This is a genomic window from Agrobacterium sp. CNPSo 2736, from assembly GCF_004005385.1.
GTDB classification, from domain to species: Bacteria; Pseudomonadota; Alphaproteobacteria; order Rhizobiales; family Rhizobiaceae; genus Agrobacterium; species Agrobacterium leguminum.
Genome location: NZ_RZTX01000004.1, coordinates 295,124 through 308,449, shown reverse-complemented (window position 1 = coordinate 308,449; position 13,326 = coordinate 295,124). Strand labels below are relative to the sequence as shown.

9 protein-coding genes are annotated in these 13,326 nt (G+C 59.2%); 5 read left to right on the top strand and 4 right to left on the bottom strand.

From position 1 onward, the window contains the following. Nucleotides 1–62 precede the first annotated feature (62 nt). Together EM858_RS09815 and hemA are read right to left on the bottom strand one after the other, a co-directional pair. Entirely contained in the window at nt 63–548 is a 486-nt protein-coding gene (locus tag EM858_RS09815) for a hypothetical protein (protein WP_080815696.1), read from the bottom strand. Nucleotides 549–595: 47 nt separating this feature from the next. Beyond that, complete coding sequence (gene hemA / locus EM858_RS09810) at nt 596–1,813, bottom strand: 5-aminolevulinate synthase (RefSeq protein ID WP_127756569.1); 1,218 nt, start codon at nt 1,811–1,813, stop codon at nt 596–598. A gap of 370 nt (nt 1,814–2,183) precedes the next feature. On the opposite strand from hemA, the gene EM858_RS09805 reads away from it, so the two are divergent. From EM858_RS09805 to EM858_RS09785, 5 genes are all read left to right on the top strand, one after another. Next, a complete protein-coding gene (locus EM858_RS09805; RefSeq protein WP_003492347.1) occupies nt 2,184–2,435 on the top strand; it encodes a YMGG-like glycine zipper-containing protein in 252 nt (83 codons plus the stop codon). Nucleotides 2,436–2,610: 175 nt separating this feature from the next. Then, nucleotides 2,611–4,536, top strand: coding sequence for an autotransporter assembly complex family protein (locus tag EM858_RS09800; protein ID WP_127756568.1), 1,926 nt, complete (start codon nt 2,611–2,613; stop codon nt 4,534–4,536). 45 nt (nt 4,537–4,581) lie between these two features. Beyond that, nucleotides 4,582–8,742, top strand: a complete 4,161-nt coding sequence (locus tag EM858_RS09795; protein WP_127756567.1) for a translocation/assembly module TamB domain-containing protein — start codon at nt 4,582–4,584, stop codon at nt 8,740–8,742. Between the two features lie 267 nt (nt 8,743–9,009). Continuing rightward, nucleotides 9,010–9,486 (top strand): chemotaxis protein CheW, encoded by a 477-nt coding sequence (locus tag EM858_RS09790; RefSeq protein WP_003504949.1) that lies wholly within the window; start codon nt 9,010–9,012, stop codon nt 9,484–9,486. A 368-nt stretch (nt 9,487–9,854) separates the two neighbouring features. Beyond that, nucleotides 9,855–11,588 (top strand): methyl-accepting chemotaxis protein, encoded by a 1,734-nt coding sequence (locus EM858_RS09785; RefSeq protein ID WP_164865382.1) that lies wholly within the window; start codon nt 9,855–9,857, stop codon nt 11,586–11,588. A 45-nt stretch (nt 11,589–11,633) separates the two neighbouring features. On the opposite strand, the gene fdhD is transcribed toward EM858_RS09785, so the two are convergent. Both fdhD and EM858_RS09775 read right to left on the bottom strand, forming a co-directional pair. Beyond that, nucleotides 11,634–12,440, bottom strand: coding sequence for a formate dehydrogenase accessory sulfurtransferase FdhD (fdhD, locus tag EM858_RS09780; protein ID WP_127756565.1), 807 nt, complete (start codon nt 12,438–12,440; stop codon nt 11,634–11,636). 354 nt (nt 12,441–12,794) lie between these two features. Further along, the gene (locus tag EM858_RS09775; RefSeq protein WP_003492358.1) at nt 12,795–13,205 is read right to left on the bottom strand and encodes a F0F1 ATP synthase subunit epsilon; all 411 of its coding nucleotides are present in this window, start codon (nt 13,203–13,205) and stop codon (nt 12,795–12,797) included. Between the last annotated feature and the right edge of the window lie 121 nt (nt 13,206–13,326).

The window sequence follows — 13,326 nt, the reverse complement described above, 5'->3', positions numbered from 1 at the left end:
CGCCGTGGAGGCGCAGCCTCGAAGGGTTGGCCATCACCCGGATACGCCAACCTGCCGGCGGCCTATGCCGATTTCATCCAATAGGATATGACGCGGATTTTGTCTGGATTGTTCCAGTGGATCGACAGTTCGAAATCCGCAAAGATCCAGCGGTGAATATCATATCGTCCGACCCGGTCCGGCTCGCCCAGTTTGGCAATTGCATCGGCCTTGGTGTCCGAGAAACGAAGGCCTTTCCACAAAGGCCCGCCATAGGTTTCGATACTGTCCTCGTAACCCCAGCAAGCGCAACTGGTCAGCAGGTTGGGGCCTTCCCCAACGGAATGGCCGTCGTTTTCGTCCACGAGAGCCTGGTCTTTGAAATGGAAGTCCACGCCGAATGCTGGCGCGCTGAGATCGAATATCGCCAGATTCCTGTCGAGTTTGACGGCTTTTGACCAGGTCAGACCAAAAGGCGCTACGACCTTCGTGACGGCTTCGCTGTCGAACGGCTTGGCGATTGCGGTGATGAAGTCCTCCGGTTCGGGATACTGGATTGACCTCTGCATCTCACTCTCCGCGCTCCCTTCTCTTCGCCCTCGAATTCAATCGAACCTCACGCCACCGCACGCGCCAGCGCACAATGCGACCAGAGCTGGTGCAGCGCGCCGACCAGATGCTCGATATCGGCATCGCTGTGCAACGGTGTCGGCGTAATGCGCAGGCGCTCGGTCTTGCGCGGCACGGTCGGATAGTTGATCGGCTGCACATAGACACCGTGATTGTCGAGCAGGATATCCGAAATCCATTTGCACTTGGCGGCATCGCCCACCATGACCGGCACAATGTGGCTTGGGTTGTCCATGTGCGGAATACCGCGCGCATCGAGAAGGCCGCGAAGCCTGCGCACCCGGTCCTGATGGCGGGCGCGCTCGAAGGGGCTTGCCTTCAGATGCTGGATCGATGCAATCGCACCGGCGGCGAGCGACGGCGGCAGGGCCGTCGTGAAGATGAAGCCGGAAGCGAAGGAGCGGATGAAGTCGCAGACCGCCGTGGAACCGGTAATATAGCCGCCCATGACGCCGAAGGCCTTGCCGAGCGTTCCCTCAATGATCGTCAGGCGATCCATCAGGCCTTCGCGCTCGGCAATGCCGCCACCGCGCGGTCCGTACATGCCGACGGCATGAACTTCATCGAGATAGGTCATGGCGCCATAACGGTCGGCCAGATCGCAGATTTCCTTGATCGGAGCGATATCGCCATCCATCGAATAGACGGATTCGAAGGCAATCAGCTTCGGCGCATTCGGATCCGCCGCCTTCAATTTGGCTTCTAGGTCTTCGAGATCGTTGTGCTTCCAGATCACCCGCTCGCAGCGGCCGTAACGGATGCCTTCGATCATCGATGCATGGTTGAGCGCATCCGAGAAAATGATGAGCCCCGGAATTTTCTGACCGAGCGTGCCGAGGGTGGCCCAGTTGGAGACATAACCCGAGGTGAAAATCAGCGCCGATTCCTTGCCGTGGAGGTCAGCAAGTTCGCGCTCGAGAAGGACGTGATAGTGGTTGGTGCCAGAAATATTCCGGGTGCCTCCCGCACCCGCGCCACAGTGATCGATGGCGGCCTTCATGGCTTCGATGACTTTCGGGTTCTGGCCCATGCCGAGATAGTCGTTGGAGCACCAGACGGTTACATCCTTGCGCTCGCCATTGGCGTTATACCGTGTCGCACGGGGGAAATTGCCCTGCTGGCGCTCGATATCCGCAAAAACGCGATAGCGTCCCTCAGAATGCAGGCTTTGCAGTTCCGTCGTGAAAAATGCCTCGAAGTCCATGCCATGCTCCAGAATTGACCAGATCGTTTTCTGCCTCGACACCGGGACCGTCAACCCTTGCGGGCCACATTAACCGCGTCTGCGTCAATTCGCCGTTGTTTTGAACCATTCCAATAAACCGTTTATAGAACCCGATGAAAAGTACAAAATTGATTCACATCAAAAAACCCGGATTTTTGGAACCTTTTTTGCGCCGCGCCGTTGTTTGGGACGCAATCGATTACGCTCGGAGGAATGCCGAAAGAGGAGGCTTCCCTAAACGACATCGAATTGTTAGTTATCTGTGGCGGTCGGAGGTAGCAGTCGCCGCAGATAAATATGGGACGCCTACCGAGCCACAAGAGCTCATTGTAACGTTGGAGAGAGTTTCATGAAAAAGGCAATCATATTTGCGCTGGTCGGCCTGTCGCTCGCAAGCTGCACGCAGACCGAAAAGGGAGCTTCGATCGGCGCCGTTTCCGGTGCTGTCCTTGGCGGCGCTATCACGGGCAACGTTCGTGGCGCGGCAGTGGGTGCGGCAATCGGCGGTGTGGGCGGTGCCCTCATCGGCAATGCTTCCGAACCGGGCTATTGCTATTATCGCGACCAGTACGGTCAGCGTTACACGGCGCGTTGCCGCTAATCGCTTCGCGAAATACCGTTGCACAGAAGCCCCGGTCAACCGGGGCTTTTTGCGTTTTGGGCGGCAAAACACAAGCGCAAGGGTCCTCAAAGCCGTTTATTTATGATTAAATTGCAATGTTAACGGACAGGAAACGGGTTAGGGCGACAATAAAGGCTCAACCATAAAGCAGCTTATGCGAAGAACACGAACTAACCCGAAGACAGGTATTGCGTATCGGAAAGCTGGCACCGCACTTGCGTTTGCTGTGACGTTCGCCCTGTATCCGGCGTTTACCCGTGACGCCTTTGCCTTCAAACTGTTCGGCATGCGCCTCTGGGGTTCGGAAGAACCGGAGGTAGAGGTTATCAACCCCGTCAAATACGCCGTCACGCTCGATGCCACGGACGCCGATAAGTCCCTGAAAGACAGCCTGGAAAACAGCTCGCTGCTTCTTGCCGACAAGGACAAGCCGGCCTCCGGCGATCTTGGCCTTCTGATAAAGGCGAGAGACGACCGGGACAGGCTGATCGCGGCGCTTTATGAAAACGCCCGTTATGGCGGCATCGTCAAGGTCACCGTCGCCGGCAAGGATGTGGATAGCCTGCCGCCCAATCCGGTGTTCGATCATTCCGCTCCGGTGCCCGTGGTCATCACGGTTACGCCCGGCCCGGTCTTCAAACTCGGCAATGTCAGGCTTGAAGGCGATGTGACCGGCCGCAACCTTGAGGAATATGGCCTGACGACCGGCGGCGACGCCGGTTCTCTCGCCATCATCCGCGCCGGCAACAAGCTGATCGATGATCTGAAGGCCGAAGGCCGTCCGCTTGCGAAGCTGACAAAACGCGAGGCCGTCGCCAACCACGCGACGAATACGGTGGACATTACCATGGCGGCCGAAGGCGGTCCCGTGGCGCCCCTCGGCACGGTCACCGTCACGGGTGAAAAAACCGTCGATGGCGATTTTATCCGCCGTTATTCGCGCCTCAATGGCGGCGAGCCCTATTCGCCGGAAAAACTGCGCAAGGCCGCCGACCGGCTGCGGCAGCTCGGCGTCTTTTCCAGCCTGACCATCAAGGAAGCGGGAACGCTGGCGCGCGACGGCACCATTCCGCTTACCATCGAGGTCTCGGAAGGCAAGCACCGCTATTTCGGCGTCGGCGCGCAATATTCCACCACGGAAGGCATCGGCCTGCAGGGTTATTGGGGCCACCGCAACCTGTTCGGACAGGCGGAATCGCTGCGGATCGAAGGTTCGGTTTCGCGCATCGCAGAGGCATCGAGCGTCGAAGGCATGGATTATTCGGCGGGCATCACTTTCACCAAGCCCGGCATGTTCAATCCGCGCACCACCTTCAAGACCAGCCTGATTGCCAAGACCGAACACCCCGATACATATGACGCCAAGACAGTGACGGGCACAGCCGGTTTCGCCTACGAGCTCAACGATACCGATACAGCCGCAGCCGGCCTCGAGGTGCAATGGGCCGATACGGAAGACGCATTCGGCAAGAACGAATATCTCACCACCTCCATCCCGCTGGAATTCGTTCGTGATACACGCGACGACAAGCTCAACCCGACCGAAGGCTTTCGCGCATCGCTGGCCGCCAAGCCCAGCTATGAAGCGCTGAACGGCACCTTCTTTTCCTCTTTCGAAGGCTCCATTTCGGGTTACAAGGGGCTTGGCGCCGAGGACCGGCTGATCATGGCCGGAAAGCTTTCCGGCGGCGTGCTGGTCGGCGGCAGCGATCTGCAGGACATACCCACCACCAGGCGCTTTTATGCCGGCGGCGGCGGATCGGTACGCGGCTACAGCTACCAGGAAATATCGCCCTATAATGCCGCCGGCGACGCGACGGGCGGCCGCTCCTATGTCGTCGGCTCCGTTGAGGCCCGCATCAAGGTCACCGATACGATCGGCATCGTCCCCTTCATCGATGCGGGTGTGGTTTCGGAAGACGTGGCACCCGATTTTTCCGATATCCGGGCTGGCGCCGGTATCGGCCTGCGTTACGCGACGCCCTTCGGGCCTCTGCGTCTCGATGTCGCCATGCCGCTCGACAAATACGATGGCGGCAACAGTTTCGGCATTTATGCTGGCATCGGTCAGTCTTTTTAAACGCCGCAGTCGAACACCCTTGCAACAGAGTGTAGATTACCCTTTATGAAAACGTTGATTCGATTGCTGAAATGGCTGGGCTACGCTGCTTTGTGCGGCGTGGTGCTGGTGTTGCTTGCGGTTCTGTTCGTCGGTTTTACCCCGATGGGCGCAAGAATTGCCGCAAAGCAGATTTCATCGCTCGTTTCCACGCCCGATCAGGTAATCGAGATTTCGCCCCCGAGCGGCCTTTTGACCGGCCGCCTGCGGCTCGACAATGTCACGCTTTCAGACCGGCAGGGACCCTATGCCCGCGTGAACCAGATCGCCGTCGACTGGTCGCCCCTCTCACTGCTTGCCGGCACCTTCCATGCCGACCGGGTCTCGGCCGGATCTATCGATGTCGAACGCAAACCGCTTGCCCCGGAGCAGACATCGACCAAGAGCTCCGGCAATTCCTCGCTGCCGATCGAAATCGCCGTCGACAAGTTCAGCTTTCCCGATATCAGCCTTGGCCAATCGCTTCTCGGCCGTCCCTTCGACCTGAACGCGGAAGGCAACCTGACGGCTGCCCAGGACGATATGCGGCTGTCGCTCACCGCCCATCGGCTCAATGCGCCGGATGCGGAGGTCAATGCCGACATCGCCTTCCTTCCGAATGAGAATGTCCTGAAGCTGAAAGCGGAGATGAAGGAGCCCGAAGGCGGTCTTCTCGCCACGCTGCTTTCGCTTCCAGGAACACCTGCGGTGGCGATAGACCTCAACGGCGAAGGCCCGCTTTCCAACTGGACGGGCACGCTGCGCGGCAATGTCGCCGGCAATCCTGTCGTCAACGTCACCGGCCGCCACCTTCTTGCAGATGATGGCACCCGCCGTATCGAAATTGCAGGCGGCGGTCAGCCCGATCTGCTTCTGCCCCCGGCCTTCCGTCAGCTTTTTGCTGGCGAGACAAAACTCGACGCAAACGCCACGCTTTCGCCGCAGGGCCGTATCGAAATCGGCAGCAGCACGCTGGAGACCGGCACCCTGCTGTTGACGGCGTCAGGCACGGTCGATCCGAACGGTCAGAACGATCTCGCCGCCAATCTCATCGGCACCGCCGGCCCCGTAGATTTTCGCTGGCCGTTGGAGAATGGCGAGGTTCAGGCCCTCATCAACGGCCTCGATCTTTCCCTCAAGGGCGGTGCAGACGCCGCGCATCTCAACACGACGGTATCGTTGCGCAGCCTTTCCCTGCCGCAAGGCAGGCTCGATGACGTCAAGCTGACGGCCGAGAGTGCCGATCTCAACATCGCCAATCGCAGCGGCACGATCGCGACAGTCCTGTCCGTGGCGCAATCCTCCTTCGTCAGTGCCGATATCGACCGGCTGGTGCGGGCGCCCCTCACCATCAAGGCGCCGCTCAGCCTCACTTCGTCCGCCATCGGCTTCGACGGCGCGACGCTGGAAAGCGCCAGTGTCGGCGGAACTTTGAACGGCAGTTTCAATCTCGCCGACAATCGCCTGACCTCCAGCGTGCAGCTCTTCGCGCTGCCCGCCACCCTTCCACCGGCCCTCGCGGAAAAGTTCGACACCACCATTGCCCTCCAGGGCGATATCGACGTGACCATCGGCGGACGCACCAGCGTTGAAAACCTCGTCATCAAGTCGGGAACGATCGAAGCAACCGGCAATGTCGGCCTCGAAAACGATGCATTGAGCGCCAGCCTGACGGGTAAATTTCCCGCTCTTGAAAAACTGACGCCACAGGCGAAGGGCGTCGCCGATTTTGCAATCGAGGCCAGCGGCGCGCTAACAGCACCGGATTTCAACATCACCCTGAGTTCCGAAAGCGCGATCCTTGCCGGACGAACACTCGAATCGCTGAAGGTCAATGCAACGGGCAAGGCCGATCCCGCCGCGCCCCAGGCAAAGCTCACCGCCAGCGGCAGTCTCGACCGACAGAAGATCGACGCCAATGCCGATGTGGTGCAGACCGAAAACGGCACGGCCATCCCCGAGCTGCATGTGGCCGTAGGCCGGAATATCTTGAACGGACAGCTGCAATTCTCGCAGCAATTCCTGCCATCGGGCAATCTCTCCTTCAATTTCCCCGACCTTGCCCTGCTCGCCGCCCTCGCCGCGCAGCAGGCGGATGGCGATATTGCCGGCGATATCGCCCTGAGCAACGCCAATGGCCGGATTGCCGCGACGATCAAGGCCAATGGCGGCAGCATCCGCCAGGGCACGACAACGATCTCCAAACTCGCCGCCGATATTTCCATCGACGACCTTCAGGCTCTCGCCATCAATGGCAAGGTCAGCGCCGATAGCGTCAATGCCGGCGCCGCCGCGATATCGGGCCTGAATGCCACCATCGGCCATTCCGGCACGACGACGCAGTTCGACGTCAATGGCCGTTACGACAATGCGCCTCTGGTGGTAAAGGGCAGCGCTGAGACCGGCGGATCGCCGATGACGGTGCGGGTTGACGCTTTTTCCGCCGCCCCCAAGGGCATTGCGGTTCGCCTTGAAAAACCGAGCACCATCGCCATCCAGAACGGCACGGCCCGCATCTCCGATCTGACCATTATCACGGGTGAAGGACGGGTCGAGGTCAACGGCAGCGCCGGGTCGACGCTCGATATCAATGCCGATATTCGTTCTCTGCCCGCCAGTCTCGCAAATGCCTTCGCCACCGGACTGGATGCGGCAGGCAGCATCTCCGGCACGGTGAGCGCCAAGGGTGCGGCATCGAACCCTGCGGTCGATTACAATCTGAACTGGACCAATGCCGAGGTCGCGCAGACACGTGCGGCAGGCCTTGCCGCGCTCGACATCAAGGCGAATGGCCGTTTTGCCGGCGGCACCTTGCAGATCGACACCAATGTATCCGGACAGGGCGGCATGTCGCTTTCCGGCGGCGGCTCGCTGGGCATCGCCGGCAATCGTCCGCTTTCCATGGCGTTTTCCGGCAGGCTGCCCTTCTCCGCCGTCGCGGCGCAAACCGCAGCCCAGGGCCTCGATGTGGACGGTACCGCCGCCATCGACGTGAAGATTTCCGGCAGCGCTTCCGCACCTGTCGTTACCGGCAGCATCACCACCGATGGTACGCGCCTGACCGATGTGCGCCGGAACCTGACCATCAACGATCTGGGCGCCACCATCACCTTCGACCGCGACCGTGCCGTCATTTCGCGACTGACGGGTAAGCTGGCCGGCGGCGGAACGATCTCGGGAACCGGCAGTGTCGGCATAGCCGGTGGTTCGGGTTTCCCCGCCGATATATCGATTACCCTCAATCGCGCCGGTTATAATGACGGCACGCTGGTGACGACGGTGGTAAGCGGCACGCTGACGCTGAAAGGCCCGCTGCTGAATTCCCCCGTGCTGGGCGGCAACCTGACGCTGGACAGAAGCGCCATCACCATTCCGGAAAAGCTTCCGGCCTCGCTGACGGAAATCGATGTCAAGCACAAGAACGCCCCGCCGAAGGTGCGCGCGCAGGCCAAGGCGCTCGGGGCTGATCAGGGCGGCAGCGGCAGCTCGTCCACCATCAATCTCGATCTGCAGGTGAACGCACCGAGCGGCATCTTCGTGCGCGGGCGCGGCATCGATGCGGAACTCACGGGCAATCTGACGATCCGTGGCACGGCAGCCGTTCCGGTCATTTCCGGCGGCTTTGAAATGCGCCGTGGCCGGCTCGAAATCCTCACTCGCCGCCTCGATTTCACCACCGGCAATATCAGTTTCGGCGGCGGCCTCGTTCCGGTCCTCGATATGAAGGCCGACTCGACGGTCGGCTCTACGACTATCACCGTGGCCGTTTCCGGCAATGCCAACGATCCGACCTTTGCTTTCTCCTCGGCACCCGCCCTGCCGCAGGATGAGGTGATGGCGCAGCTGATCTTCGGCCAGTCCATGTCGAAACTCTCGGCTCTGCAAATCGCGAGACTGGCCGATGCCGCCGCCCAGTTGGCCGGCGGGCGTTCCACCTCGCTGTTCGACAAGCTCAGAAGCAATCTCGGCGTCGACGATCTCGATATTTCGACCGATTCCGAAGGGCAGGCCCGCGTTTCCGCCGGTAAATATCTGAACGAGAGAACCTATCTCGAGCTTCAGCAAAGCGGCGAATCCGGCGCAAAAGCTATCATCAACCTCGATGTCGGGCGGGGTGTGAAGCTACGCGGGGAAGCGGGCGGCGATGGCGAAGGCGCAGCCGGCATATTTTACGAGAAAGAATATTAGAATTTCCAATAAAGGTGCGTGGCGGTTTTTACGTCCGGACAATGCGTAAAATCGAAGAGAGTATCTTCGCGTTTCGAAGAAAAGCGAAAACACTTCAGCGCCGCTTCGCATTTAGGTTTGCGAAACCATCTGATGATACAAATCATCCATTGAAGACGGAAAATATTGTTTCCGGCTGTTCAGGCACCAGGCAGAACGCCAAATCCGCATATGCAAGTGTCGGTGCACTTGCGCCGGCCTCCACAGCGAGCATTGGGAAGAATTCTGATGGCAATGATTAACTCTACCAATTTTGGCGGTGAGACGCTCGAAATCATCGCGTTCCGCCTGCATGATCAGGAATTCTGCGTGAAGACGACGACCATCCGCGAAATTCGCGGCTGGGCGCCTTCGACGCCCATTCCCCACGCGCCGAAAGACGTCATTGGCGTCATGAACCTGCGCGGCTCCGTCATTCCGATCATCGATCTGGCTCACAAGCTCGGCATGAAGAGCACCGTCGCCAATGAGAGAAGCGCCATCGTGGTGGCGGAAGTTCACAACATGGTCATCGGCATGCTCGTCGACCGCGTTTCCGACATTCTGACAATCCCGGCAAACCAGGTTCAGCCGGTTCCTGAAATCTCGGCCTCCTTCGACAAGTCCTATTCGGAAGGCATCATCGCCAACGAACATGGCATGATCTGCTTCCTGAACCTTGCGAAAATGTTCAAGGGAACCGAAGCCGAAGATCTCGCGGCCTAATCAGGCTTTTTTGTCTGGCCCCGCCAAACGAAGACTATCGATCGATCCAGACCGCCGGTGCACCTTGCCCGGCGGTTTTGTTTTTCCTCTTTACCTCGCCTTATTAAATAAGAACATTTTAATATTATAGATATCTAATATTAAAGGCCGTGGAACAGTATCGCGCCGGCACGAATATCACGCTGGCCCGATACCTGACCGAGGCGGAGAGACGGAAGTGCCTGCATTGCTGCCTTCGGCGGCAAACCTGTTCGTTGTTCAACATGATACGACGCGGACCGCACATCCTGTGCGGGCTCGCCGCGCCGTGGGCCGTTTTTGGGGGACGTATAATGCTGGGGTTAGGGAAAAGCGCAGATAACAGAAATATGCTCGATGCGATATCGAGATCGCAGGCGGTCATAGAATTCGATCTCAAGGGTAATATCCTCACCGCGAATAAAAATTTCTGCACGGCGCTGGGTTATGATCTCACCGAGATCGTCGGCAAGCACCATCGTATCTTCTGCGACAGCGAGCTTGCCGGGTCGCGGGCCTATCAGGAATTCTGGGAGTCTCTCGCGCGCGGCGAGTTCCAGGCCAAGGAATATCGCCGTATCCGCAAGGACGGCTCGGTTATCTGGATCGAGGCCTCTTACAACCCGGTTTTCCGTTCCGGCAAACCCTATAAGGTCGTGAAGATCGCCACCGACATCACCGCCAAGAAAATCAGGGCCGTGGACGATGCGGGCAAGCTGGAGGCGCTCTCCCGTTCGCAGGCCACCATCGAGTTTTTCCCGGATGGCACCATCATCACCGCCAATCCGAATTTCTGCGCCACGGTGAATTACGACCTCAAGGAAATCGAGGGCAGGCATCATCGCATGTTCTGCGATCCGGCCTATGCCGCCTCGCCCGCCTATGGCAATTTCTGGCCGCGACTGGCGGCAGGGGAATTCATCTCGGATGAATTTGTCCGCTATGGAAAGAACGGCAAGGAAATATGGATCCAGGCTGCCTATAATCCGGTGCTGGACGAAGCAGGCAAGGTGGTCAAAGTGGTGAAATTCGCCACCGATGTCACGCCACGCATGAGCGCCATCAGTGTGCTTGCCGATGCCCTGCGGGCGCTGGCCGAAGGTGATCTTGTGCAGCGCCTAGACAACAGCTTCGTGCCCAGCATGGAAAAGCTGCGCGCGGACTTCAACGAAGTCGTCGCCAGGCTGCAGGCCACCATGCAGACCATCGCCCACAATGCCTCGACAATCGCCTCGGGCTCCGGCGAAATCCGCATCGCCGCCGATCAGCTTTCGCAGCGCACCGAACAGCAGGCCGCCTCACTGGAAGAGACCGCAGCCGCGCTGGAGGAAATCACCACCACCGTTGCCGATGCCAGCCAGCGCGCCGGCGAGGCCGGAAAGCTGGTGTTGCGAACGAGAGAACATGCCGAACATTCCGGCGATATCGTCCAGCAGGCAATTTCCGCCATGGATGCGATTTCGCGTTCCTCGGGTGAAATTACCAACATCATCGGCGTCATTGACGACATCGCCTTCCAGACCAATCTTCTGGCCCTGAATGCGGGTGTCGAAGCCGCCCGGGCCGGCGAAGCCGGCAAAGGTTTCGCGGTCGTGGCGCAGGAGGTCCGCGAACTCGCACAACGGTCCGCCGTTGCGGCCAAGGAAATCAAATCCCTCATCAACACCTCCCGCGAGCAGGTCGCCAACGGTGTGGATCTGGTGGGCAGAACCGGCGGCGCGCTCCGGGATATCCAGTCGCAGATGAGCGAGATCGACACCAATGTCTCGGCGATCGTTGAAGCCTCGCGCGAACAGGCGAATGGTCTCAGCGAAATCAATCAGGCCGTCAACGTCATGGATCAGGCCACCCAGAAAAACGCCGCCATGGTGGAGGAAACCACCGCCGCCAGCCACGGCCTCGCCACGGAAGCGGAAAATCTGCATGAGTTGCTGCGGCAGTTCAGAATATCGCATGAGGCATCGCCCGCTCGTCCGGCCGACAAAAAACCGGCCGTCGTCACCCGCCTCCCGACGCCGCAACCGCGATATGCCGCCGCGCCAAGGTCTCACGGAAACGCAGCAGCCGAATGGGCGGAATTCTAGGCTCGCTCTGAAGCCAGGGGCAGCCGGGAAATGGCGGCCTCAATGTTATAGAATGATACGATCCGCCCGGGTGAAGATTTCAAAATCTTCACCCCGCACCAGCGCCACAAGTGTGACACCCGAACTCTCGGCCGTTTCGATGGCAAGCGCAGTGGGTGCTGAAATTGCCGCCAGAATGGGGCTGCCAAGGATGGCCGTCTTCTGGACCATTTCCACCGACAGTCGGCTGGTGACAACCACAATGCCCTTATCGGGCGATAGATCTGCATTGACGACCGCACCTGCGAGCTTGTCGAGCGCATTGTGGCGGCCGACATCTTCGCGGACAGCAAGCAGCCCTTTTTGAGGATTGTAGAAACCCGCGCCGTGAACTGCCCGCGTTTCGCGATTGAGGCTTTGCGCTTCATTCAGCGCTTTGACCGCAGCAACGATGTCATCTCCGTCAACGGAGACTTCCACGCCGCTCAACTCCGGTACCACGCGGACCGCCTGTTCTATGGACTCGATTCCACAAAGACCGCAGCCGACGGGGCCTGCCATATGCCGCCGTCTTGCCCGCAGCGCATCCGCATTGGCGTCCTGCAAATCCACCTGAACATCGAAGCCCTGCCCGGCCTCAATCACCTCTATGGAACGGATTTCCGCCCTTGTGGATATGATGCCTTCCGTAAGACTGAAACCGACCGCGAAATCGACAAGATCAGCTGGGCTCGCCATCATTACGGCATGGGTGCTGCCGCCATAGGAAAAGGCAACAGGCACCTCCTCCGGCACCGACCTCTCGCCCTCCACTATGGCCCCTTCGCGCAAAGCGGTTCTTGCGACCCTTCGGTAACTTGCCTTTGCCGACACCCGATCATTCCTCCATGACGAAAATCTGCTTCGTCTCGCTCACGATCCCAAAGCAGCATTTCTTCCCGGTATCACATCTAACCGAAAGCCCTGAAAATCGGAACGGTTTCCCGGGTGCACCCGTTGAAGGCGCTCCCTGCCTTACCCATTTTCCGCACGTCCATCATTGATGTAATCCCGCCAACGCCATTCGGAAGCTCAGATCAGGCCAGGTGACGGGTTTCCATGCGAAAGCATGCCATGCTTCGGCTGATATGGTAAGGCAACAGCCCAAAACAAAAAAGCGACCGAAACGGCCGCTTTCTGCTTTAGGTTTTTTGTGGGCAGTCATTCTTTCGAACCCGCCCGGTGCTTTCAAGCGGCGACGAGAACCTCATGCAGGTTCGTCAGTTCGTAAAGATGCTTTTCAAGCTTGGTCAGATGTTCGTGGTGATGATTACCCTCTTCGATTTCGGCCTTGGCCGCATCGATACGCTTCTGCAGCGTGTCGGGGGACATGTCATCGGCCGAAACGGCGGATTCGGCGAGAAGCGTGCAGCCGGTCGGCAGAATATCGGCAAAACCACCGAAGACGACGTATTTATGCGTCTCACCGGAGGCGAACTTCACAGTCACCAGACCCGGCTTGATCGTCGTCATCGTCGGAGCGTGATTGGCCAGAACGGTCATTTCACCCAGCGTTGCCGGGATGACGACTTCCGTAACCGTTTCGGAAACGAGCAGACGCTCCGGGGAAACGAGATCGAATTTGAAACTGTCAGCCATGGCTATTCACTTCTTTTCAATTACGCGGGCGTCACGGACTTCATTTCTACAACGCCGGCATCACCATTCCGGTTTCGCCACCGTTGCCGGCAAGGCGCGCAGTTGAACCACGCGCCCGCCA

What these genes read in the sequence shown, in the direction of transcription:
- EM858_RS09785 (WP_164865382.1), top strand. Translation starts at nt 9,855, where the DNA reads ATGCTCGATGCGATATCGAGATCGCAGGCGGTCATAGAATTCGATCTC.
- EM858_RS09795 (WP_127756567.1), top strand. Translation starts at nt 4,582, where the DNA reads ATGAAAACGTTGATTCGATTGCTGAAATGGCTGGGCTACGCTGCTTTG.
- hemA (WP_127756569.1), bottom strand. Translation starts at nt 1,813, where the DNA reads ATGGACTTCGAGGCATTTTTCACGACGGAACTGCAAAGCCTGCATTCT.
- EM858_RS09775 (WP_003492358.1), bottom strand. Translation starts at nt 13,205, where the DNA reads ATGGCTGACAGTTTCAAATTCGATCTCGTTTCCCCGGAGCGTCTGCTC.
- EM858_RS09805 (WP_003492347.1), top strand. Translation starts at nt 2,184, where the DNA reads ATGAAAAAGGCAATCATATTTGCGCTGGTCGGCCTGTCGCTCGCAAGC.
- EM858_RS09790 (WP_003504949.1), top strand. Translation starts at nt 9,010, where the DNA reads ATGGCAATGATTAACTCTACCAATTTTGGCGGTGAGACGCTCGAAATC.
- EM858_RS09800 (WP_127756568.1), top strand. Translation starts at nt 2,611, where the DNA reads ATGCGAAGAACACGAACTAACCCGAAGACAGGTATTGCGTATCGGAAA.
- EM858_RS09815 (WP_080815696.1), bottom strand. Translation starts at nt 548, where the DNA reads ATGCAGAGGTCAATCCAGTATCCCGAACCGGAGGACTTCATCACCGCA.